The organism is Aureibaculum marinum, assembly GCF_003813905.1.
GTDB lineage: Bacteria > Bacteroidota > Bacteroidia > Flavobacteriales > Flavobacteriaceae > Aureibaculum > Aureibaculum marinum.
Genome location: NZ_RPFJ01000002.1, coordinates 157,514 through 182,808 on the forward strand (window position 1 = coordinate 157,514; position 25,295 = coordinate 182,808).

Here is a 25,295-nt window from a genome sequence, read left to right on the forward strand (position 1 = left end):
AAAATTTATTGTTTAAAAATATACCCTACCAAATGATGTTTAAACAATCATCATTATGATAGGGTATCAAAAACTAACTCAAATTAACGTTAAAATAAAACTAATTCTTTATAACTATTAAGTGGTTAAAATTATAACACATTTAACAATTTTTAATACCCTGGATTTTGTTCCAAGACTTCTAATGTATTTCTCTCTATTTCTCCATATGGAATAGGGAACAGATTGTTATGATCTTGAATAGTAGGACCACTATAAGGATTATATTTTCTTGTTCGTTCTACGAGTAATCCCAGTCTGCTCAATGTCATTCTTCTTGGTTCCTCATAATTCAACTCACGCAATCTCTCATCTAATATATAATCAATATCAACATCACCTGCTTCTACTGGTATTGCATTAGAACGTTCTCTCACCTGATTGATATCATTAGCTGCAAGTTGATTTTCACCTTTCATTAAATAAGCTTCTGCTCTAAGAAGATATGTTTCTGCTACTCTCATTAAATACCAATCGTGATAAGTTATTCCAGCCAAACTATTTACTTCACCTGTTTGTTCGTTCAAAAGAATAAAACTAGGATGGTCATTAACAGTAGTTACTTTTGTTATATATGGAGTTACATACATCATAGTATCCTGTTCACTCAACCCATCCCACCAAGATTGTGGAAAATCACTAATTTTTTTTCCATACCAAGACGAACTAGGATTATTTACAACCCAATCTCTTTTTATATTTCTTTCATTATTTCTTTGATCTACATCCCAATTGCCATTTCCCCATATGGTTTGAGTTAAATGGCCTGTTGGAGTAACAAATGCTACTGGTCTACCACCTTCTTGTGTTGAAGGACCAAATTGAATATTTACACTTTCAGGTTCAGGAGTTTTTATTTGCCAATAAATTGGACCATAATTACGTTCAAAACTTAAAGCATTAGAATTATTGTAATTATAATTATCTTCTGCTCCACCTCCTGCAGTTGAATTATCAACTTGAATTACAAAAATTCCTTCTTTATTTCCACTACTTCTATTTTGATTATTTACTTGATGCAAATCCCAATATGGATCTCCGTCTTCATTCATACGAGACCCAAACCGGGTTGTCATAAGTTCAATATTTGGATCGTCAATTACAGCGGTAGCCGCAGCAATTGCTTTATCAGGGTCTCCTAAAGCTAAATAAAGTTCTGCTAATAGATGATTTGCTGCAGCATTACTTGCCTTACCTTCAGCAGAAACTTCTTCAACTCCAGGTAATACAGCGGCAGCTGCTTCCAAATCATTAATGGCAAACTCTAGAGTAGCTTCTTTTGTTGCTCTAACAAAATCTCTACGTGGAGAGGTAGTTTCAGTATCAACAAGAGGTACTCCTCCATAAAGATGTACTAAACAACGATACGCATAGCCTCTAAAAAATTTAGCTTCACCAATATGAATATCTTTCTCTTCTTGAGAAGGATAATCAATATCTTCAATTCTACTTAAAATCACATTAGAATTATAAATCATTCTGTAATATTTGCTCCAAAAATTAGAAACGATACCAGAAGTAGGTAATAATGTCGAACTATAATCACCTAAATAAGAAGTTTTTGATCTTGAATATTGAGCTAAATCAGTTCCATAATGTAAATAAGAATAATCCCAGTATTTACCACCATTATAACTTCTAATTCTATTATATTGATGATTTAATGCAGATTCAATATCTTGAGGTTTCGTAAAAGAATTATTAGGACTTAAAAAGTCTTTTGGTGTCTCATCTAATAGATCTTCATCACAAGAACCTATTGCAAAAATCAAACAAATTATTGATATATATTTTAATATTTTCATCATTTTACTTTTAAAAGGTTAAATTTAATCCTATAGTATAACTCTTCATTACTGGATAAGATCCAGGTGAAAATCCTGCACCTGTTTCAGGATCAATACCTTTCCACTTAGTCCATGTATGTAAATTTTTACCTGAAACAAATATTTTCAAATTGTCAATAGACATTTTATCTAGTATATTTTCAGGAACATTATAAGACAGACTTACATCTTGTAATCGAACAAAACTTCTGTCTTTATAAATATTAGGATCAATAGGGTCTAGATAATTTAATCCTGAATATTCCCCATTTGGATTTGAAGGAGTCCAATAATCAAACTCTTTAACAGTATTAAAAGTAGCCATAGTATGAGCTTGCCATCCATATTCAGATTTTTTAGCATTATTGTTACCTAAATATCCATCTTTACCTCCCTGCACAGAATTAATAAAAGCACTTAAACTCCAATTTTTATATTTAAATTCATTAAAAACACTAAAACGGTAAGCAGGTTCTGTATGTCCAATAATTTTTCTATCATCTCCACTAATACCTTCTTCACCATCTAAATCTTTAAGTCTATAATTACCAGGATAATATCCACTAGGAATATCTGTATCTCCAATTTGATACTTACCATCTACAACATAATCATAAATAGTTCCTATTGACTCTCCAATAAAGATTCCATTTGAAATTAGATCATCTTCTATACCATCTCCATCATCATCTCTACCTAGAATAGTAACTACTTCATTTTTATTTCTTGAATAAACAAATGAAGTATTCCATTCAAAGTTGTCATTTTTAACATTTACTGTATTTAATGAAATCTCAAGTCCATGATTAGCAACTTCACCTATATTACTTCTTATAGAACCAAAACCTGTAATATTAGGTATATTAATATTAAATAATAAATCTTCAGTTTTACTTGAATAATACTCTATATATCCGTTTATTCGATTATTAAAGAATCCAAAGTCTATCCCTAAATTTAATCCAGTTGTTGTTTCCCAACCTAAATCATTATTTGCTAAAGAAGATATTGACTGACCATATTCTGCAGAACCTCCATCACCAAATACATATTGGTAACTTCCACTAACACTAGCTAGAGTGCCGTACCTTCCCAAAGTTCTGTTACCACTAGCACCATAAGATGCTCTTAATTTTAACAAATTAGCAGCTGGAATAATATCAGACACAAATTTTTCTTTACTTAAAACCCACCCTAAAGCAAGTGAAGGAAAGATTCCAAACTTTTTATTAGTACCAAATCCAGAAAAGCCATCTCTTCTTACAGTGAAAGTTGCTAAATACTTATCATCAAACTTATATGATAATCTTCCCATTTGGTAAAGACTGGTTTCATCCCATGCTCCTGAACTTACACGTTGGTTTTCTATATTACCTGCTTCTAAACTATTATAACCTAGTGCTTGATTTAAAAATTCTGATGATGAGGCATTTGTATCTTCACCTTCTCTTCCTTCATATCCATACAGTAACGTTACATTTATATCATGTTTATCATTTATAGTTTTCACATATGTTAAAACATTATCAAGAGTTTCATCTTGAGTCATAGAATTATATTTTGATGCTGATCCTGTAAAGTTTTGTCCATTTGGATTGAAGCTAGCATATCGTTGGGTTCTGTAATTTGTTGAATAACTTAACTTATAAGTTAACCCCTCAACATAAGGAATTGCAACAGTTGCTGAGAAATTTCCAAAAAGATTTAAACGTTTGTCAAAATTATCAACTTCTAAAGATGCTAATGGGTTAGGGTCATTACCTACTGGATAGTAATTTATGCTACCATCTTCATTATAAGGTTTTACCAATGGAGACAAAATTATAGCATTTCTAATATTGGCTGCGGCACCAGAATAGTCTCCGCTAGACATAAAAGTTTGCATGCCTATGCTTAACCAATCTGTAACTTGAGTGTCAAAGTTGGCACGTAAATTTATCCTATCATAAGTATCATTTTTAGCCCAACCATCTTCTTGAGTAAAACCTCCAGATAAAAAGTATGCCGTTTTTTCTGTACTGCCACTCATGCTAATGTTAGCATTATAAATAAAAGGATCTTGTGTAACTAAATCCATCCAATCGGTATCAGTTCCATCATTATAACCTTCTAAAATACCATCTACACCACCCCAAGTAGTTGTTGGGTCAAAAGCAGTATTTGGTGTTGTATAATCAGGTCCATTATAAGCCTGTTCCCAAAACATATCTTTTGCTTTTTGAATATACCCTTCTCTATCTAAAGGATGTAAACGTTTTGCAGGTGATGAAGAAGCGTAGTATGTAGAAAAATTAAAACTTGGTTTTTTTTCTCTTTTCCCATTTTTTGTAGTAATAATAACCACTCCATTTGCTGCTTGAGATCCGTAAATAGCTTTAGAACTAGCATCTCTTAAAACATCTACGGAGGCTACATCGGAAGGATTAATATCTATTAAACTACCACGGTAAATAATTCCGTCTAATACAATTAAAGGACTTGTACTGCCTGACAATGAATTACGACCACGAATAGAAATAGAAGGCTGCCCTCCTGCTCCCGTAACAGCCCCTACATTTAAACCTGTAACAGCTCCTTGCAAAGATTGTGTAATACTTGTATTTGGCTGATTAGCAAAATTTTCAATATTTGCTCTGGTTACAGACCCTGTTAAGTCAGATTTTTTTACTGTACCGTAGCCTACAACCACAACCTCGTCTAATAACGAGCTTTCTACTTGTAGAGTTACATCAATATTTGTTTGTCCATTTACTTGAACTTCATAAGTTGCATACCCAATAAAACTGAATACTAAAGTTGCATCACTTTTTGTCTGGATAGTAAAATTACCATCGAAATCGGACATTACGCCATTTTTAGTCCCTTTTTCAATAATGTTTGCACCTGGAATTGTTAAACCTGTTTCTGAGTCAATAACTTTTCCTTTTACAGTAATATTTTGCTGAGCAAAAGTACTTGCACTGTATAAAAAGAAACAAAGGATATATATTATTTGATTTTTCATAAAATTTGCATTTTGTTAATCACTTATTTTATTTATAATGCTCTTCGCATTGTTTTTACATTAGTTAAATTTTATTTTTTATTCTATCATATGATTGGGGATTAAGGTTTATAATTCTTTATTTCTATTACAATTGGATATTAAAAATTTGAAAGCTTTTAGTATTTAAATAACTTTCGAACAAATCTACCTTCAGAACAATCATTTTAATTACAATTAAGTGTCAAATACATGTAAAATTGTATCATCCCCTGGCTAAAGCCTTATTTTTATTGTTTTTCAGTTACTTTTTATAATAAGAATATAATATTCAGATATATTTACTTTACTCTGTTTACTTCAAAAGTTATACACGAAATATGTGTAGTAATTTTCATAATTTCATGATTATGATAACCAACGGTAACATTTACTTAGTTTCAACCCAATTTGAGTATGTTTATTTCAGATTCAGAACAAACAGCTTTAGAAGTGATTTTTTAACTCTACAAAACATTAAATCGCAACAACTTAATTAACTTACCACCCTAACTAGTTATTTAATTGACCTTAGCGATTTAATTCTATTTCGAGTGATTTTACATCCGAACTATCGTAATATAGAATATTTAGAACCCATATTTTATTTAGTGAGGTAACTTTAGCTTTTAAATTAGGAATTACTTGTTTTTCTGGAACAAGTATCCATATAATTGTATCATCTCGATTGATAAATGTTGAATAAATACTTGTTGTATCGGCTACTACTTTATTGTATTTTGAGCTATCAGTATTTTCTTGATCTTTCACATGATCTAACTGAAAATACTAATTTGTAAAGGATTTAATTAAGAAGTTTACCTGTTTATTATTTGTTTCCAATCTATTTGCTTAACTCCCATTCGCAAATAGATTGGAAACAAATAATACTAAAAAAAACCTTAATATTTAATTTCAATACACTAAAATTTAACTAATTGCGTTATTTTTTATTGACAGTTCCCCCCATTAATTGATAAACTTCATTTCCGGCTAAAATATAAGCACCACTTCCATACAATTCAGTATCATCAAAAGTTACATCCGTTGGTGAGTCTCCAATTTCTTGAACGTAACCCAATTTCCCATTAGCATGCACAGACTCGCTCAATGCTTTCCATCCTTTTTTTATAACAGGTAAGAACGTTTCTCTATCTAACAGTCCATTATTAACACCCCAAGCCATACTGTAAACGAAAAAACCCGTACCGCTTGATTCTTTTTGAGGATAATTTTCAGCATCCAATAAACTTTGACTCCAAAAACCATTATCCATTTGCAAAGAAATCAATCGTGTATTCATTTCAATAAACTGTTGTTCGAAGAATTTTCTTTCTGAATAATCCTTAGGCATATGAATTAACACTCGTGCTAATCCAGCTACTACCCAACCGTTACCTCTTGACCAAAATATTTTTTCTCCATTTTTTGATTTTTGAGTAAAGAAACGATCATCACGAAAAAAAAGGCTGTCTTGTTTGCTATATAGATATTCAGAACTCATTTTCCAATGCTTAGTCATATAATCTAAATATTTAGACTCCTTCGTTATTGATGCCAAATGAGCATATGCTGGCGGAGCCATAAACAAAGCATCACACCAAGACCACCACTCCAACCAATAATCATTATCAATAAAAGTGACATCTGGTTTCACATAATTTCTGTTTAGAGTGGCATCAATTGTAAATAAAGTGTTTTCAATGATATAATCTTGTTTTTTTATTTCATATAATTCTAAAAAAGATTGAGCTATGCACAAAACATTCGCATTGTAGGGTTGCGGTCTGGTTTTCCAATTTACCTTCTCACCCATAGCCATCACTGCCTTTAGGTATTTTTCATTTCCTCCGTTACGATAAAGTGACATGACACCTGCATAAAAAGGGCCATAGTTCCACCAATTCCAAGCTCTTTCAGTTGGGTTTAACAGTTGCCAATCTGCAACTTTTTCCATTGAATGTAAAATATGGTTCGGATTATAAATATCTGCTGTCACAATATTGTTTTGAGCTTTACATGATTGAAAAAGCATAATAAACATTATACTTGTTGTAAAGACTACTGCTGAACTATGGAGTTTACTTTTTATATATCTCATCTTACCTCGTTTTAAAATTGTATTTATTGTGTTAATATTTTTACTAAATTCTTTGCTGCTTGTAGGTTATTAAAGTCAATTGGAAGACTATAATGATTAATATATTCATTGTATAACCAAGGGTCTCCAACAGCAATAACTTTTCCCTTACCATATGTAACTTCAGCAATAATGGTATGATTTTTATCTGTTAAGATGGGTTTTGAGTTGTTTTTACAAGAAATAGAGCTCAATCCCTTTATAAAAATTTTATCTACTTGCTTAAACAAATCATGATTGGGAAGGTTAACAAAACTACAACTCTCAAAATTTCGGTATTCTCCTGGTTTTGGGCTTTCCGTATATAAAGTATTTTTATTAAACTTTAAATCAAATTTACCTGCCAAAAGGTTTAAACTATCTAAATCACAATTGTTTGCATCATTGGCTAATATTAAAAGTCTACCTCCTTTTTTAACCCAACTTGCAATAACAGATGCTGTTTTCTCATCCATAAAATTCGGCCGTTTAACCTCATTTTCAGTATCAGGATCTACAATGATATAAACTTTAGCATCTCTTAAATTTTGATTTGTTGGTTTCGATTTTAATAAAGAAAGTGTATATCCTTCCTTTCTAAATAATTTCCCAAATTCTGAAAATCCACTTGGATTTTCATCCTCCCAAAGATAATGGTATGGCTTTCCTGTCTGTAAATTCACTTCATTATTGTAATAATTATCAAGTAAAATATCTTTTTGTTGTGCATTACAATATTGATCTAAAAAACACAAGGCAATTAACAAGTATTTAAATTTCATAATTAAAAGGAATGATTTTTTTATTTTAAGCATGTACTAATAATAACGGGTAAGATTATTGTATTCACTTTTATTTATAAAAAAGTTTTAGTTACAACTAAATTAACCGTGATATTCAATCACATTATTCAATTTTAAAAACACAACTTATTGCCCATAATATTCATGTTGCTTGCCAATAACATCACCATCCCATACTTTTTGTTGAAACCACTTACCTGCTGGTTCTGTCCAAAATGGAGCATCAGCTGGTAATCCTAAATGGGTTAACCCTAAAGTACTCATATATAAAGCTCCTGTTAAAGTATAAACATCTCTTGCTTCAAGTTGTTTTCCTACAACTCCTGGATTTAAATATCCATTTTCGTCAAAAGTACCAGAAGGTTCCATTAATCTTTTTGTAATGGCCATTAGAGCTGCCCTTGTTGCTCCTGGTTCTATTGAATTTGGCAAACTATTTCTAAAAGCCATATATCCTAAATGCTGAAAAGTGGCAATTCTGTAGACTGATGATCTTCCAATTACAGGATAGGTGCCTTCCGGTGAAATAAGATGTTCTTGTATTTCTGCATACCGCTTGGCTCTACCAATAACTTTTGGTAATAATTCTTTTAAGTTATGGTCTTTCTCTTCGCAAACTTTAAGAACCTCAAGTAATAAAGGCTGAATTACAAAACTATTGTAGTAATCCCAGTGAAACTGAGGCCCATCACCATACATACCATCACCCAAATACCATTCCATATGCTTGTTAACTCCATTTTCTATTTTCTCAATTTCACAAGAATCCGTAAGTTTCCATATTGCAGCTTCAATAACAGAAGCAAATAACAACCAATTATTATTAAAAGGTTTATACTTTCTATGTGTTTTTAAAGCGGTAATAACATCTTCCTTTTGCTTTACGGTAAGTGGAGTCCATAATTGATCTGTAGCAATCAATAATGGATAAGCGATATATGCATTATGAACTATACGCTCGTAAGTATCAGTTTCTTTACTAAATTGATAATCCTTAGAATCAGGATTTGTAATATTAATTAACCCTTTCAATGCTAAATCTATATACTTGCCTCGTAGCTTACCCTCTTCAGAATCATCAGCCCCTAAAGATAACCATGGAGACAAACCTGAAAGTGTACGCCCTGCAGCTTGAATATAAGTTGTTCTATAATCACACCTCTCATTATTTATTTCCCAGTCTTTTAAAGGCAACTTTTCATGCAATTTTTGTTCACTTAACGGTTTTAAAATGGGATCTACAATTTTTTGCATAAGCTGAATACTATATGCTCTATCTTCTTCTCCACTTGCACCTCTAATCACCTCATTTTCTTGCGTTTGTTTTTGTCCACAGGATATATTAAAAATGAGAATTGTAATTGTAATTATAACTTTAAAATACTTCATTGAAAATTGATTTAATTATACTAATTTGCTTCTATTATTATATTGATAGTCTTTAAATTATTATCTATAAAAATGCACTTATTTTTTTACCTCAAGCATGTACATTTCTTTACCAGCCATTAAAAAAGCACCAGTACCGTAAACCTGCCAATCATCTTCTGTGAACTTTCTTGGATCAATACCTTCGGCCTGAACGCTACCTAACTTACCATTTTTATTCACCTTGGTAGTTAACGCTTTCCAACCATTTTCTACAGCAACTCTATGTTTAACATCTAAAAGGCCATTATTTAAACCCCACGCGAGAGCATACACATAAAATGCACTTCCACTAGTTTCTCCCTTATCCTGATACTCAGGATCCAAAAGACTAATACGCCACATATGATCTTTCCCTTGAAGCCCTAATAACTTAGCTGCCATTTCTTTATACATCTGTTCATATTTGGGTCTACTTGGATAATCTTGTGGTAAAATATCTAATATACGAGCCAGACCTGCAATGACCCAACCATTACCTCTACCCCAAAATATTTTTTTCCCGTTTTCTGAACGTTTATCAAAATAACGGTCATCTCTATACATCAATGAATCTTCTATTGAGTACAAGTAGTCTGTGGTAATCCAGAACATTTTATCCATATAATCTAAATACTTTTTTTCGCCAGTTACCTGCCACATTTTACCAAAAACGGGTGGGGCTACGAATAAAGCATCACACCAAGTCCACCATTCATCAAAATAAGGATTGTTTGCAAAACGCACATCTGCCTTGTATGGACGACGTGTAGCTAAATGAGCATCTAACACCCATTTACTATGATCAATCATTTCTGGTTTCCTATCCAATTCGTATAACCATACCCAGTTTGATATTACTGTGAGCATATCTGCATAAAAGAATTTATCATCTACTTTGTAGTTTACATGCTCACCAATATTAATCATTTCTTGTTTGTACCGGTCTTCTTTTGTCAGTTCATAAAAGTCTTCAAGTCCAACATAGAACGTTCCCCAATGCCAATCAATTAATCTATTAAGATCATAAGGATTTGCAAATTGCCAATCTGTTGTTTGACGCATAATGTCAAGTATTTGTTTTGGAGCTAACGGATTTGTTATTTTAGGGGACTGCACACCCATTTTGATAGAACTATGAAAACGTTCTGCCCATGAAGTATTTGATGAAAACGACCTAGTAGAAACAATTTTATTAGAACTCTGCATCCATAAAAGTTGTAAAGGATTATCTTTTTCTGCTTTCCTTACTGCAAACGGACGTATATTATCTTTTTCGGACCCCTTTGTTATTAGATTAACTTTCCAAGATTTACCGTTATTTTTGGTAGTCCATTTTTCAATTTCAAAAACAGAATCACGATTTACAGAGAGATACAACTCATTGGTATTTTCATGATCAATACTCATGCCTCCATAGTAATTTGGAACACCTACTTTGGTATCTACTTGTTGTAATGAAAACCTATTTCCGGTAGATACTAATACTTTATTGATCCAATTGTTATTAGACCATTTCGCATAGTTGTAATAAAATTTATCGTCTTTAGCATGTTTTGAATATGCAATTACCGGATTTCCATTGTTATCTTCAGCTACATCCCAAATGGTCGGCTTTAAATCACTAAGAGTTGACTGATATATTATTCCTAATTCATTTGTTTTTATAGGCAAGTCAGCAATGTCTTTTATTTTTATATCATTTGCTTTAAAAAAAGCCCCATTTTCATAATAAGTATAATAAATACTTTTATTTCCTATTTTAGTTGAGGAGGCATCAGAAATTACAAAATGAATTTTACTACCACCATTTGAATAGATTTGAATTTGTGTTTGGCTAAATTTATTATTAGCATTCAGCTCATACACAAAAACTTCTTCAGACCATGTTAAGCCATTATCAACACTTGTAGAAAAATTTAATTTCCCGTTCAGTCCATTCCAAAATAGATAAAGTTTATCATTTTCAGCCTTCAATTTAATAGGATATACATAATTAAAAGAACTTTTAGTAACTTTTAAATCATTTTTGGTTTTATCATTTAAATTAAGATATTGTACTTTTCCCCATTGACTTATATTTTCAGGGTTTATCGAACGAATTAAACATGTTGTTGGATTAACAGAAGACGTCTTAGGTTCTCGTTTATTGTAAAAAAACAGTAATCTTCCATCGTTATCAATTAATATAGAAGGATTAATAAGATTTTTATCTTCTAAATTTTTATCTAGAATATGTGTGTCTATTTTTTTTGTCTCATGATCAAAAGAACCAACGGTTATGTTTCCATAGTTATCAACCCAACATGAGTATGTTCTTTTAAATTTACCTTCAAAATAAACAGCTTTAGAATTGACATTTGATGTCCACATACCATTAAATGCAAAGGATTTAAACGATTCACTGTTTTGTCCTGTTGTTTTATTAACCCTCATTTGTCCAATTCCATTTTGAGCCATTAGAGTTATATTAAGACATAAAAATGTAATAGTTAATATGATTATGTTAATTTTTAGCATACTGAATTTCCTTTTTATTATTATCTTAGTATTAATTTTAACTCTCTTATTTTACTATTACTTTTACACCTGAACTATCGTAAAATGGAATATTTAAAATCCATGTTTTATTTGATGATGTAACTTTAATCTTTATATTTTCTTTATTTTTTGATAAAACTTTAGCTTTTAGATTAGGAATTGTTTGTTTCCCTGGAACAAGTATCCATGCAATTGTATCGTCCTGATTAATATATGTTGAATAAATACTTGTAGTACTGGCTTCCACTTTATTGTATTCTGAGCTATACCAACCTTGTACTGGATTTTCTTGACCTTTTACAAGATTCAACTGAAAAGATTGATTTGTAATGGGCTTAATTAACAAGTTTCCTTGTTTATTATTCGTTTTTGTTATTACTGCGTCAGCAGAAATAATACAACTGGGATGCCAATGCCATAAAGCACTAATTTTCCTTGGCTTGCTAGTATTAATTCGATCAACTACAATCCAGAATTCTCCTCTTACATAAAGCAACGTTCGGTTATGATCAACAGTTCCTTCTACATTAAAACTATTGAAGTTACTTGTAGCATAATCAAATTTTTCTTCTATTCTAACTTTGTTATTATCTATTGGAAATTTAACTGAAGCAGGTCCGGGCTTTTGCCCCTTATCATCAATTAATAGTAAGTTATGTCCAGCACTACCAATAGCGTAGTTTCTAAATTTTTTATACAATTTACCTGAATAAGCAAACCTGCCTGCATCCACCAATAAATCACGGCCATAAGCCGATATTGATAAATGTAATTTATCGCTATGTTCGTGTCCAATTCCCCATGGCCCCATATCAAAAAAAGACCAATGAGCACTTGATTCAAAACCACTTCTTGACACAAAATGACCTGCCCAAGGATAAAAATAGGAAGGCTGTTCTTTTGGCTTCATACCTGAAAAACCATTTGTTGCAATAAACTTCCAATCATCTCGATTAAATGTTTTTGCACCTTTTAAGATTAAGCCTCTTATATTATTTCTATCTGAATCGTTATTTAACGGACCTGAGCCATCAGGTCTCATAGTATGAGCTGAATACCCATACATTTGTTCTAAGGTTTTATTATAATATTCAGGCAAAGGCATTTCTGACCTTTCACATATATTTTTTAATTCTTCAAAACTTTCAAGCGTCACGTTATGATAATGAGAAGTGAGTTCTTTTTGTACACCATCTGGATATACCTGTGCTTTCATACTATTTACCATTGTAGTAATGGAATATGCTAACCACTCCTTAGATTTCTTAAATTCTGGGAAAGTCGCTGCAACTGTTGCTAAGCCAGAAATCTCCATACTTAGCCAGTTTCCTGTTTTCTTATGAAAATTTTTATTGTAATGAGCATGATCTGGCAAACTTGAGAGGATTAACAATTGAGTTGCTGGTGATAAATAGTTACTATTTATTAATCCATAAAAAATCTTAGGCCAAACTTTAGCTCTAAAAGAAACCTCTAAGCCTCGCCAAATTTCAGTTGAACTCGCTTTTGCTGGATAAGGCATACTTGCAATGATAAAATCGCGAAGAAACAAATCAATATATTGAGCATAATCAGGGTTTCCTGTTCTTTTATAAGCTAAAAATAAGCTATCAATTTGAGGATGCCTATTGGAAAGCCATGCCCATTCTACGTCGTTATTAGAACCTCTATAGTTCCAATTTCTATGTCCATTTTCTTTAACTGGTACTTGCCCCTTTACTCCTTGAATTATAAAAATATTCTGTAAAATACTATCCGCCAGTGATTCTCTTTGGTTCGTTGTTATAGGCTGCTTAATTCTTAAGTAACTTGCCGTATTTCCATTTTTATAATACTCTAATAAATTTTGACAAGCGGCAACCACATTATTCTTTTCATACTCAACTTTTACCTTTTCGAGGCCTGGATAATCTAAATTAAAATTAAAGAACATTTTCTCAATAACTTCTGGGTAATGCTCATATAAATCATTAATAGATAATACATGCTTCCACTCTTGCTGAGCAAAAATGGAGGTTGTCGAAACTATAAAAATCGTAATTACTATAAATTTTAATCTCATAAGTAGATTTTATTTTAGAATATCGCTTTCAGACTTCCAAAACTTAAATTTAAAGACTATATCTTTTATTTTTACAAATAACAAGGCCTATAAAAAAAACACCTTTTTAATAAAGAGAGAAAATAAAAAACTATCTAATTCTTATTTTTCACCTATACAATTTTTAGTTTAGTCTAGATGAATTTTAGTAATTTTTCATCTATAAAAACCTTATTAATATTACTATCAAAATTACATATTCACAAAAGGCAACGCCTATAAAATAGTATCAAAAACATATAAATTAACCACAAAACAAAAACTGACATTTAGATGATATAAATTTGATATTTAATTTAACATATTACTTATATCTTTTCTAATCTAAAGAAGTGTGTAAAACACCAAAACCCTTTCCTTATTGAGTCAAAAGCTACATAATGATACTATTTTCCCATAACTTGATACACAATTATCATTTATTAATCTACCTACAAGTTATGTTTGCAACTAATTATTTGAATTAGGCTTTAGACTTTCCATTCATAATTTAATTGAATGAAAAATTTTTGTAGAAAAATCAAATTTAGTATGGAAAGTTTTTAATCTAAATTTATCTCTTAGTTCAATATCAAAAAATATAATTCATATTTAAAATAAAAACAGAAAATGTCAAAACATAAATTTCTTTACATAGTTTTTATAATAATATTCTCACTTACCAATTGCGAAAAAAATGTTTCTAAATCAGAACCAATTAAAGCAGCACTTGCTTTAACTGAACGTCTTTTACCTAACAACTACACTTCTTTCGAATTTACTATTGATAGCTCTTCTTCAAATAAAGATTATTTCGAGATAGAAAGCTTAGGAAATAAAATTAAAATAACTGGAAATAATGGTATAGCCTTAAGTTCAGGACTAGATTGGTATTTAAAAAACTATTGCCAATCAGATATTTCACTTAATTCCAATCAAATTAACTTACCCAATCCACTACCACCTGTTGAAAAAACAAGAATAGAAACACCTTTTGATTATCGCTATTTTTTTAACTACTGTACTTACGGTTATACAATGCCTTGGTGGGATTGGTCACGATGGGAACAAATGATTGATTATATGGCTCTTAAAGGTGTTAACATGCCACTAGCAATTATTGGACAAGAAGCGGTATGGGTAGAAGTGTTTAAAGAGTTAGGAATGACCGATGAACAAATTAGTTCATTCTTTGTGGGGCCTGCTCATTTACCTTGGGGCTGGATGGGAAATATTGATGGTATGGGAGGTCCATTACCAGATAGTTGGATCAAAAAAAGAAAAGAATTACAAGTTAAAATACTTAATCGAATGAGAGCTTTAGGTATGAAACCTGTATTGCAATCGTTTACTGGGCACGTACCTAAAGCCTTGAAAGAATTATACCCAAACGCTAATATTTTTCAAATTGATGAATGGGCTGGTGTTGAAGGTACCTATTTTTTAGACCCTACAGATCCTCTATTTCAAACTATAGGAACAGCTTTTATCAAAAAACAAACAGAACTTTATGGCACAGACCATCTTTATGATGCCGATTGTTTTATAGAAGTAAATCCGCCATCAACAGACCCTGAATTTTTAGCTCAAGTAAGCCACAACGTTTATGAATCTATGGCTAAAGCAGATCCAGAAGCTGTATGGGTTTTACAAGGTTGGTTTTTCTACTTTAAAAAAGATTTTTGGACGAAAGAACGAGGTAGAGCGTTTTTAAATGGCATACCCAAAGACAAAGTAATTGTACTTGATTTGTATGGTGAAAAGAATCCGACATGGGACAAAACAGATGCTTTTTATGGACAACCTTGGATATGGAACGTAATTTGTAATGAAGACCAAAAGGTGAACATGAGTGGCGATTTATCAGCCATGCAAAAACAGTTTCAACTTGCCTATAATTCAGAAATCAAGAATAACTTAAAAGGAATTGGAGTTATACCAGAAGGCTTAGGCTACAATTCAATTATACAAGATTTTATTTTTGAAAAAACATGGAATCAAGACAAAGTGAATATTGATGAGTGGCTTAGTAACTATGCTATTCGAAGATATGGAGTAGAAAATAAAGATGCTCAACAAGCATGGCAAGTATTAGGTAAAACAGTATACAATAGAACAAGAACCATGTGGTCTCCTTTAATTACCACTCCTAGATTAATGATATTTGAAGAAGGTAGTAAAGAAGATGAACGCCACGTTCGTAAGGATTTTAAAATTACCAAAAAAACTCCTTTTGCTTGGGATTTTGATGTGATTGAATTTTCAAAAGCTGCTGATTTAATTCTTAACGCTAGTGAAACATTAAAAGACAATGAATCTTACAACTTTGATGTGACAAATATCTATCGAGAACTTATTGCAGGGTTAACTCACAAAATGATTAATAACCTAAGTGTTGCCTATCAAGCGAAAGATAAAGAAAAGTTTGAAGTAGCTGCTGCTAATCTATTAAAAATGCTTGACGATTTAGATGCAATTACTGGAACAAACGAAAATTTTCTATTAGGCAAATGGCTGGAAGATGCAAGAAGTTGGGGTGATAACAAAGAAGAGCAAGACTTTTTTGAATGGAATGCAAGAACAATAATTACAATATGGCAGCCTTATCCAGAAGGAGGATTACGTGATTATGCAGGTAAACAATGGAATGGGTTATTCTCAGGGTATTATAAACCTAGATGGGAATTATTTATAAATCACTTAAGACAATCATTACTTAAAAACATTGAATTTAACCCAAAACAATATGATAAAGAAGTACGTGAAATGGATTACAACTGGACCAAAAGTAATGATAGTTATCCGTCAAAAGTTACTGAAAACCCTATTGTAGTTGCCAAAAGACTACAAAAAGAATATAAATCTTTTTTTAAACAATAAGTAATGAGATTACAAAAATTTTATATTTTACTCATATTAGGAGTTATAATTTCTTGTGACTCCATCTCTAAATCTGCTGAAAATTATCATTTTGACTTGAAAGATTTAGCTCTAATTCCATCGCCAAAAGAAATAAACCTAAATAAAGGTTTTATTCCTATCTCTTCCATTAAAGGGATAAAAGTACAATCTACAGATTTAGTTCCTATTGGAGAATTAATTGCTAATTCACTTAAAACTATTTCTAATAAAAGTATAGCTGTAAGTCAAGGCAAGCACGACAAAAATCTAATTTATATAGCCTTAGACACCAATCTAGAAGAAAATAGTTATTCAATCTCAATTGATAAGAGTATCAAAATAACTGCAAAAGATTACGCTACAGCTGCAACAGCAGTAGCTACTTTAATTCAAAGCAGTCAAGAAAAAGAAGATAATTTCTTTGTATTTCCTAAAATGGAACTTAAAGATTATGCAGATTATAACTATAGATCTGTCATGTTAGATTTAGCAAGATTTTGGCAACCTGTAGAAACCATAAAAGAAACCATTGACCTTTTGTGGTTCTATAAAATTAATTACCTAAGTCTTCATTTAAGTGATAATAGAAGGTTTACTTTCCCTTTAGAAAAATATCCTAAATTAAAAAGCGTAGACAAAAATGGAAATAGAAATTACTATACATTAGATGAACTAAATGACCTTGTTGAATATGCAAAAAATCGTGGTGTTACTATTATACCAGAAGTAGATTTACCTGGTCATTCCAGTATATTATGGAACACTTATCCTGAAATATTCGGAAATATTAATAAAAAAACTCAACAACCTGACCAACTATATGTAGTCAACATAGCTAATGAAAAAACGTACACTGCAATTAATGAAATTATAAAATCGTTAGCTGAAGTTTTTTATACAAGTCCTTATATTCATATTGGTGGCGATGAAGTTTATTTAGAGCAGGTAAAGAAAGTTCCAACTTATCAAGAATACACTAAAAAGCATAACCTAACCGAAGCAAACAAAGGAAATGTTAACGAACTTTTTTGTCATTTTATTAATAGGTTAAACGCCATGGTAAAAGAAACAGGGAAGAAAACCATAGTTTGGGAAGGGTTTCATAATACAGGTGCTGGCAACGTTGTAGTTGACAAAGACATATCTATAATTGTATGGAACACCACTTATAACAACCCTAAAAACTTACTTAAAAATGGGTATAAAATTGTAAATTCTACCTGGATTCCTTGGTATATGGTAGGTGCTATGAATTTTGCACCTTCACAAGAAACAGCTTATAAATGGGATGTTAACCAATGGAGTCATTGGCAAGACAAAATTAAAAACATTACAACCGAGAAAAGTGAGGCAATATTAGGTGCCCAAATTTCATTTTGGGAACAAAACTATCAAGATGTTCTTCCTGTGTTACAAGAGCGAGTACCTGTATTATCTGAGCGACTATGGTACAATACAAATATCAAAAATTATGAGATATTCAAAACAAAATACTCTAAAACAAACTCTTTATACTCCTTACTATTTAAGCCAGCATCAATTGAACCAAAAGGATTACTAAACGATAAGGATTTTACTTTTACAACCACTGCTACAGTTAAGCTAAACACTTCTCAAGAGGGAACTTTACACTGGGCATACAATGACGATTGGGGAATACCTGATATGAGTAAGGCAAATGTGTATAGTTCTCCTATAGAGATCAAAAAAAGCGGAGTACTTACAGTTCAATTATATGATAATTCTGGTGAAAAAATTGGATATCCTGAACAGCAATATTTTCAAAAAATCACTCCTTTTTATAATTATAAAGTATTTAGACCTAATGATTATAATGGATGGGATAAAATACCTGACTTTTCAAAATTAACAGAGATTAGAAAAGGTGTAACAGGTAAAATGACACCAAAACGTTTAGAAAAGATTAATGGTCGTCTTTTTGCAAAAGTAAAAGAATTTGGTCATATCGAAACACGATTTGAAGGTTTGTACAACCCTTACGCTGTTCAATTAACAGGAACTTTAACTATACCAAAAGAAGATGAATATACTTTCTATGTATTAACAGATGACGGTTTAGCAAATTTATATATAGACGGTAAATTAATAGCTAAAGGTAACGAATTTGGAAAAAAAACAGAATCATTTACAGTTAATCTAACAGGAGGATCCCATAAATTCAAAATCGATTACTTCTATAAGAAAATACAAAATCAATTGAACATTACCTATAAAACGAAATTATCAGAAGAAATATTACCATTTGAGCAGCTAGTAAATCCATTAAGAAATTAAAATTATGCGTATAAACACAATTAATAAAATCTTTTATTTAAGCGTAATACTTCTCTTTTTTTTCTCTTCTTGTGTAGAAAAACAAACTTTATACGAAGAGGTAAAAGGTAGCAAGCCTAACATAATTTACATAATGGCAGACGACTTAGGTTATGGAGATTTAGGATGTTATGGTCAAGACTCTATTGAAACACCAAATATTGATAAGTTGGCCTCTGAAGGATTACTTTTTACTCAACATTACGCTGGCTCCACGGTTTGTGCTCCATCAAGAAACAGTCTTATGACTGGTCAGCACATTGGTAATACTACTATAAAATCAATGGAGAAACCAATAAAGAAAAATGATATTACCGTAGCAGAAGTACTTAAATCTGCAGGATATAGCACGGCCATAATTGGAAAATGGGGATTGGGAAATGTTGGAACTACAGGTTATGCTAATGATAAAGGATTTGACTATTCTTTTGGATACTACGACCAAATCAGAGCTCATAATTATTATCCTGATTATCTAATGGAAAACGGAAAAAAAATCTCATTAAAAAATGAAGTTATTTACATAAAAGATTCCACTCACTATGCTGTTGGAATTGGTAATGCAGCCACAAAAAAAATTGAATACTCTAATGACATTTTTACAGATAAAGCTCTTACTTATTTAGATGAACAAGGTAGTAAACCATTTTTTCTCTATTTACCATATACCATACCTCACGGAGATAACGAGAGTTGGTTAATTAAACAACACGGAATGGAAGTACCTGATTTGGGAGATTATGCAGACAAGAATTGGCCAGAAGCTAAAAAAGCAGGTGCTGCAATGATTAGTCGCCTAGACTCTTATGTAGGTCAAATAATGACTAAACTAAAAGACAAAGGCCTAGACGAAAATACGTTAGTAATCTTCACATCTGACAACGGACCTCATCAAGAAGGTGGTTGGAAATTATCTTTTTTTAATAGCAACGGCGTTTTAAAAGGAATGAAACGAGATTTATACGAAGGTGGTATTCGAATTCCATTTATTGCAAGATGGCCAAATAAAATTAAACAAAATACTACTACAAATACAGTTGCTACATTTTGGGATTTTATGGCTACTGCCAGTGAACTTGCTGGTGTACCATTACCTTCTTCTAGTGATGGCATTTCATATTTACCCACGTTAATAGCAGACAATAAAGCACAAAAAAAACACGACTACTTATATTGGGAATTTGATACAAATCTTAAACGTAGAGCTGCTAGAAAAGGTTCTTATAAATTAATTACAATAACTGATAAAAAGACTGATTCTACTACAATAGAACTATTTAACATTGACAAAGATATCACTGAAAGTAAAAATATTGCAGCAGATCATCCTGATATTGTAAAGGACTTGCAATCGGTCATTAATCAATTTAAAAAAAATTAATCATACTCTAATATGACGCAAAATAAATACCATCAAAAAATAATATATTCCCTATCCCTACTATTAATGTTCATTGAGATATCAAATGCTCAATTAAATATTGATGCTACCTGCAATCAAAAAGACGGATGGATGCCAAATGGTTGGGGAAGCTATACTATAGCTTTGCAAAACACTTCAAAAAAAGACACCCTGTATCTTTCAAAGTGGGAAATGCACTGGGCAAATCAAAAAGAAGGTAAATTTAGAGATGTAACCAAAGTGCTTGCACCTGGAGAAAAATGGAAATTTAATGAAGTAAGTCATTTATCTCAAAAAGTAGTAGATGAATTTGGAAAAAAGTCTCCCTTTAAAAAAGGAAAATTTATTGCTAACATTAAGGGCAAGCAAAAAGAATTTAAATTTAAATTAACCATACCTGCAGCCTATCTTCCTGAAGAATCAAAACTTATAAAAAGCGGAGATGTAGCTCTTTCATTGATGAAATCAAGATATACTAATTTTAAAACTATTGACCGTGCCATGGTATGGTTAAATCAATCTTATGTAGCCATGGAAGAGTTAGTAGGAGGAAAACCTTACAATGGAAAAACAATAGTGTTTAAGGAAAGTCCAGAAAATCCTTATTTCGCTTATGCTGGTCAAGAAATTATATTAAACACAAAATTTGTTAAAAAAGCTATAGAAGAATTTGACGATGGTATTTTCCCCTTTGGTTGGATTCACGAAATGGGCCATGATTTTGATGATGGCATAGGCCAATGGTATAATATTAACGGTCCATTCACGGAATTTCAGGCAAACTTCAAGTTATCTTACATTATTGAAACAATGCCAGAACAATCATTCAGAATTCCACAAACAATTAATGTCACCGACTTCCCTATACAACAACGAGGTAAAAAATTAAGAGGAAAAGAGTTTACTGAAAAATCATTTTTATTCTTTGGAGATGCTTACCTATCTGACCCTTCTAGATCTTGGGAGTCTATGGCTTCAGACGAAATTCATTCGCTATTTCAACGTATTCAAATAATGTATGGTTGGGATGTTTTTAAAGAATTTTATCGCAGTTATCGAGATTTAACTGCTAAGGGATTTAAACCTCCAAAAAACACAGAAGACAAAATCAATCTAATGGTAGCTATATTAAACAAACATACTAAGGTAGATTTAACACCATTATTTAAGCGTTGGAAATTTCCAGTAGACAAAAAAAGAATTGAAAATATTGAAGAAAAATATAAACTAAACCGTTCTAAAAACAGCAAAAATGAATAAATCCTTATCTGTATTTTTTATAATTATACTTTACGCAAGTTGCGTTAAAAAAGAAGTAGACAATAGAAATAAAATTAATATGAACACAACTACATCTACAGTAGAAATAGAAGAAGAAGATTTAAAAAACATATACACTGAATTAAAAACAAAATTCAGTACTTTAAGTCCACGTGTAATACAACCTGCCGAAGGGTATTTAGAATATCCCTATTTAATACCAGCTGGATTTTATAAACAAATGTGGGATTGGGACGGATTTTTTATGGGAAATTATTTTGTAAGCAAAGGCAAACCTGAATATTTAAAGTATTGGGCCAAAAATCTTATTTTAGGTATTGACGCTGAGGGGTATGTTTCAGGATGTGCAACAACAAAAGGACCTCGACCTATATTTGGTAAATTTGCAATGAAGCCTTTTCTTTCCCAAGGAGTTTACTTAGCCTCAGAAAAATTAGACAATTTTGAATGGATTAGACCAGAATATGATAAAATAAAACATGTATTAAGTTATAGAGAAAAAACACAACAAGATAGTATCACTGGATTATTCTTTTGGGATATTGCTATGCAAAGTGGAGCTGATAATAATGTTGCATTAAACTATTTCCAAGAAGACAAACGCTCTTATTTAGCACCTGATGCAAGTACTTGGCAGTATAAAGAATATCTAGCACAGGCTGCTATTGCAAAAAAATTAGGAAAAAACGACGATGTTAAGCTTTACACTGAAAAAGCTAATAAATTAAAAGAAGCTATTAATACCTATTTATGGTCTGATGAAGATAATATATACTATACTGTAGATAGAGAAACTAGAGAATTTTATAAACGAATAAGTTATTCTTCTTTTATACCTTTATCGGCTGGCTTAGCCTCTGAAGAAGATGGTAAAAAAATGATAGAAAAATACTTAATCAACCCAGGTCATATGAAAGCAAAGTTTGGATACAGAACTTTGTCTGCTAAAGATCCAGATTATAATAATAAAAATATTATAGTGCCTTTTTCTAACTGGCAAGGTCCTGTTTGGCCAATAGCAAATTACATTTACTCTATTGGTTTAAAAAAATATGGTTTCGATAATGAATTGGCATGGTTAGGTAAAACTATGGGTAATTTACTTATTGATGATATCAACAAATTTGACACCATGCATGAAAATTATCATGCAGATACAGGAGCTCCTTTAGCACCAAGTGATGATTATGTTGATGAAAAAGGTAAAATTGTTGGATTTATAAGTTGGAACCTATGTGTTGAAAACATCTTAAACGGAGTTGTTAATGACGATTGGATGTTATTAGATATAAATTAAACATTAAAAAATATGCGTTATACCATTTTATTTTTTTTAGTCTGTTTGTTTTCAGTTTCTTTAACTGCACAAAACCATTGGAGTGTTACTGAGCCCAATAAAATTACTCTCGATTTGTCTAAGCCTTACAATGATGAATACGCAGATAATATAGAAATGGCAGGTAAAAGAGTAGCAGGAATTATAACTTATGAAATAGATAAAAACAAACAACTTAAGATTGAAAGAGAAGTATTTTTTCCACAACTTAGAACGTATTTAAAAACCAATGACCCAGATTGGAAACAATACCGTGCATATTTAACAGAAAACTACTCTGATGCTATACTTCCTAATTTAACAATCAATAAAAAAGTTTATACTCCTGGTAAAGTTTTAACAGTTAATATCAACGGAATTCTAACGTTTAAACATGAAGCTGTTGAAGGCATTACGTTAGAACGAAGTTTTTTTCCGTCCATGTCTGAACGACTATTTGTTGAGCAATGGACGTTTAAAAATATTACAAATACACCAGTAATCCTTTATGGAAATTCAACTTCAATTTTAAAAAAAGTAAAAGGAGTTAAAGGGAATTACGAAACACGTGTAAGCACAAACTTAAAGAATAAAATAACTATTACTCCTGGTGAAACATATTCTTTTTCTATTGGAATTTCTGCTACATTAAACAATGAAAAACATCCAAATATACAAGAAAATGAATTTTACCAAGAAAGATTAGACTTTTTAAACAAGATGAAAAGCAGTCTAATTTTGGAAACACCAAACAAGACAATAAACACCTTGTTTGAGTTCTCAAAAATAAGAGGTTCCGAGAGTATTTTTGAATCCAAACTTGGTTTAATCCATTCACCAGGCGGAGGACGTTATTACGTTGGTTTTTGGGCAAACGACCAAGCAGAATACATTAATCCGTTTTTTCCCTATTTAGGATATAAAACAGGTAATGACGCTGCCATGAATATGTTTGAAGTGTATACAAAAGCCATACCTGAAAATTTCAAAAACATCCGATACTCCTTTGAAATGGAAGGAGATGCTCCTATAAACCCTTTAGATAGAGGTGACGCTGCAATGATCGCTTATGGCGCCGCCCAATTCGCATTAGCCTCTGGTGATAAAAACAAGGCTGAATCACTTTGGAAACTTATTACTTGGTGTTTAGAATATAATCGTAGACAACTAAATTCAGAAGGTGTAGTAGCATCAGAATCTGATGAAATGGAAGGAAGAATAAGTACAGGTAATGCCAATCTATCCACTTCTAGTTTGTATTATGGAGCTTTAAATTTGGCATACGACCTTGGTAAATCATTAGGAAAATCAAATCGAGAATTGAACAAATACAAAAGGCAAGCTCAAAAACTTTATGCTAATATTGAAAACTATTTTGGGTTTAAAATAGATGGGTTAAACACATATAAATATTACAAAGAACATCGCTATCTTCGTCATTGGATTTGTTTACCTTTGGTAGTTGGTATTAACACTAGAAAAGATGACACAATTAAAGCCCTTTTTGAAAAACTTTGGTCTGAAAATGGCTTGCATGTAGAAAATAACGATGAAAATTTAGACATTTCAAAAATATTTTGGGATAGAGCAACATTATATGCTCTGCGAGGAACATTTTTGGCTGGAGCCACAGAACCGTCTTTAGAAAAGCTCAAAAACTTTTCTGAAAAACGACTCTTAGGAGATAGAGTGCCTTACGTTGTTGAAGCCTTTCCTGAAGGAAACATGGCTCATTTATCAGCAGAAAGTGGATTGTACTGTCGTGTTATTACAGAAGGAATGTTTGGGATTATTCCTACGGGCTTAAAATCATTTAAATTTACACCTAGATTACCAAAAGAATGGAACGAAATGAGTTTAAATCGCATCAAAGCCTTTGGAGAAGATTTTAGTATTGAAGTAAAACGTGTTAACCAAAACTTAGTTATTAAAATTTTAAAAAGTGATAAATCAATTTTTTTAAAGAAAAAGATTAAAGAAGGAAAAACAATCAATGTTAATTTTAACAACTAAATTTAAATTCTAATATTTATAAATGATAAACCTTTTATTAATTTCTTAATTACATTAATCATAATAAATAAGCAAGAACACCCCAATAACATCAATTGTTTTATCTATTTTTCATCATAAAAAACTATTCGATACAAATGATTACTTAAGTTTTGATTATTGATTAGACGACATTTGATTTTGAAATCAATATTTTTAAACCGCACAATTAG

At 31.3% G+C, this 25,295-nt stretch carries 14 protein-coding genes; 6 read left to right on the forward strand and 8 right to left on the reverse strand.

The window, feature by feature from the left end; all coding sequences use genetic code 11:
• Nucleotides 1-152 precede the first annotated feature (152 nt).
• The 8 genes from EGM88_RS01490 to EGM88_RS01520 all read right to left on the reverse strand — a co-directional run bounded on the left by EGM88_RS01490 (nucleotide 153) and on the right by EGM88_RS01520 (nucleotide 13,819).
• Nucleotides 153-1,844, reverse strand: a complete 1,692-nt coding sequence (locus EGM88_RS01490) for a RagB/SusD family nutrient uptake outer membrane protein (RefSeq protein ID WP_162497521.1) — start codon at nucleotides 1,842-1,844, stop codon at nucleotides 153-155.
• 10 nt (nucleotides 1,845-1,854) lie between these two features.
• Nucleotides 1,855-4,869 carry a SusC/RagA family TonB-linked outer membrane protein gene (locus EGM88_RS01495; RefSeq protein ID WP_123896170.1) on the reverse strand — a complete coding sequence of 1,005 codons (3,015 nt, stop codon included), beginning with the start codon at nucleotides 4,867-4,869 and terminating at the stop codon, nucleotides 1,855-1,857.
• 549 nt (nucleotides 4,870-5,418) lie between these two features.
• Nucleotides 5,419-5,658: a hypothetical protein gene (locus EGM88_RS15715; RefSeq protein ID WP_148084077.1), complete on the reverse strand. Its 240-nt coding sequence runs from the start codon at nucleotides 5,656-5,658 to the stop codon at nucleotides 5,419-5,421.
• A gap of 172 nt (nucleotides 5,659-5,830) precedes the next feature.
• On the reverse strand, nucleotides 5,831-6,988 hold the full coding sequence (locus tag EGM88_RS01500; protein ID WP_123896172.1) for a glycoside hydrolase family 88/105 protein: 1,158 nt from the start codon (nucleotides 6,986-6,988) through the stop codon (nucleotides 5,831-5,833).
• A gap of 23 nt (nucleotides 6,989-7,011) precedes the next feature.
• Entirely contained in the window at nucleotides 7,012-7,788 is a 777-nt protein-coding gene (locus EGM88_RS01505; RefSeq protein WP_123896174.1) for a DUF4350 domain-containing protein, read from the reverse strand.
• A 147-nt stretch (nucleotides 7,789-7,935) separates the two neighbouring features.
• Nucleotides 7,936-9,198, reverse strand: a complete 1,263-nt coding sequence (locus EGM88_RS01510) for a DUF2264 domain-containing protein (RefSeq protein ID WP_123896175.1) — start codon at nucleotides 9,196-9,198, stop codon at nucleotides 7,936-7,938.
• A gap of 78 nt (nucleotides 9,199-9,276) precedes the next feature.
• Entirely contained in the window at nucleotides 9,277-11,676 is a 2,400-nt protein-coding gene (locus EGM88_RS01515; protein WP_162497522.1) for a glycoside hydrolase family 88 protein, read from the reverse strand.
• 106 nt (nucleotides 11,677-11,782) lie between these two features.
• Nucleotides 11,783-13,819: an alginate lyase family protein gene (locus EGM88_RS01520; RefSeq protein ID WP_123896179.1), complete on the reverse strand. Its 2,037-nt coding sequence runs from the start codon at nucleotides 13,817-13,819 to the stop codon at nucleotides 11,783-11,785.
• Between the two features lie 648 nt (nucleotides 13,820-14,467).
• On the opposite strand from EGM88_RS01520, the gene EGM88_RS01525 reads away from it, so the two are divergent.
• From EGM88_RS01525 to EGM88_RS01550, 6 genes are all read left to right on the forward strand, one after another.
• Entirely contained in the window at nucleotides 14,468-16,717 is a 2,250-nt protein-coding gene (locus EGM88_RS01525) for an alpha-N-acetylglucosaminidase (RefSeq protein WP_123896181.1), read from the forward strand.
• Between the two features lie 3 nt (nucleotides 16,718-16,720).
• Nucleotides 16,721-19,033: a family 20 glycosylhydrolase gene (locus tag EGM88_RS01530; protein ID WP_123896182.1), complete on the forward strand. Its 2,313-nt coding sequence runs from the start codon at nucleotides 16,721-16,723 to the stop codon at nucleotides 19,031-19,033.
• Between the two features lie 4 nt (nucleotides 19,034-19,037).
• Entirely contained in the window at nucleotides 19,038-20,453 is a 1,416-nt protein-coding gene (locus EGM88_RS01535) for an arylsulfatase (RefSeq protein WP_123896184.1), read from the forward strand.
• 66 nt (nucleotides 20,454-20,519) lie between these two features.
• Nucleotides 20,520-21,734, forward strand: a complete 1,215-nt coding sequence (locus EGM88_RS01540; protein ID WP_162497524.1) for a M60 family metallopeptidase — start codon at nucleotides 20,520-20,522, stop codon at nucleotides 21,732-21,734.
• Nucleotides 21,727-23,052, forward strand: coding sequence for an MGH1-like glycoside hydrolase domain-containing protein (locus EGM88_RS01545; RefSeq protein WP_123896188.1), 1,326 nt, complete (start codon nucleotides 21,727-21,729; stop codon nucleotides 23,050-23,052). The genes EGM88_RS01540 and EGM88_RS01545 overlap by 8 nt, the downstream gene beginning before the upstream one ends.
• A 12-nt stretch (nucleotides 23,053-23,064) precedes the next feature.
• Nucleotides 23,065-25,083 (forward strand): six-hairpin glycosidase-like protein, encoded by a 2,019-nt coding sequence (locus EGM88_RS01550; protein ID WP_123896190.1) that lies wholly within the window; start codon nucleotides 23,065-23,067, stop codon nucleotides 25,081-25,083.
• The last annotated feature ends 212 nt before the right edge of the window (nucleotides 25,084-25,295 follow it).

Excerpts from the sequence above, each read along its gene's own strand:
- EGM88_RS01510 (WP_123896175.1), bottom strand. The coding sequence starts at position 9,198 with ATGAAGTATTTTAAAGTTATAATTACAATTACAATTCTCATTTTTAAT.
- EGM88_RS01495 (WP_123896170.1), bottom strand. The coding sequence starts at position 4,869 with ATGAAAAATCAAATAATATATATCCTTTGTTTCTTTTTATACAGTGCA.
- EGM88_RS01540 (WP_162497524.1), top strand. The coding sequence starts at position 20,520 with ATGTTCATTGAGATATCAAATGCTCAATTAAATATTGATGCTACCTGC.
- EGM88_RS01545 (WP_123896188.1), top strand. The coding sequence starts at position 21,727 with ATGAATAAATCCTTATCTGTATTTTTTATAATTATACTTTACGCAAGT.
- EGM88_RS01505 (WP_123896174.1), bottom strand. The coding sequence starts at position 7,788 with ATGAAATTTAAATACTTGTTAATTGCCTTGTGTTTTTTAGATCAATAT.
- EGM88_RS01490 (WP_162497521.1), bottom strand. The coding sequence starts at position 1,844 with ATGAAAATATTAAAATATATATCAATAATTTGTTTGATTTTTGCAATA.
- EGM88_RS01500 (WP_123896172.1), bottom strand. The coding sequence starts at position 6,988 with ATGAGATATATAAAAAGTAAACTCCATAGTTCAGCAGTAGTCTTTACA.
- EGM88_RS01550 (WP_123896190.1), top strand. The coding sequence starts at position 23,065 with ATGCGTTATACCATTTTATTTTTTTTAGTCTGTTTGTTTTCAGTTTCT.
- EGM88_RS01525 (WP_123896181.1), top strand. The coding sequence starts at position 14,468 with ATGTCAAAACATAAATTTCTTTACATAGTTTTTATAATAATATTCTCA.
- EGM88_RS01520 (WP_123896179.1), bottom strand. The coding sequence starts at position 13,819 with ATGAGATTAAAATTTATAGTAATTACGATTTTTATAGTTTCGACAACC.
- EGM88_RS01530 (WP_123896182.1), top strand. The coding sequence starts at position 16,721 with ATGAGATTACAAAAATTTTATATTTTACTCATATTAGGAGTTATAATT.
- EGM88_RS01515 (WP_162497522.1), bottom strand. The coding sequence starts at position 11,676 with ATGGCTCAAAATGGAATTGGACAAATGAGGGTTAATAAAACAACAGGA.
- EGM88_RS01535 (WP_123896184.1), top strand. The coding sequence starts at position 19,038 with ATGCGTATAAACACAATTAATAAAATCTTTTATTTAAGCGTAATACTT.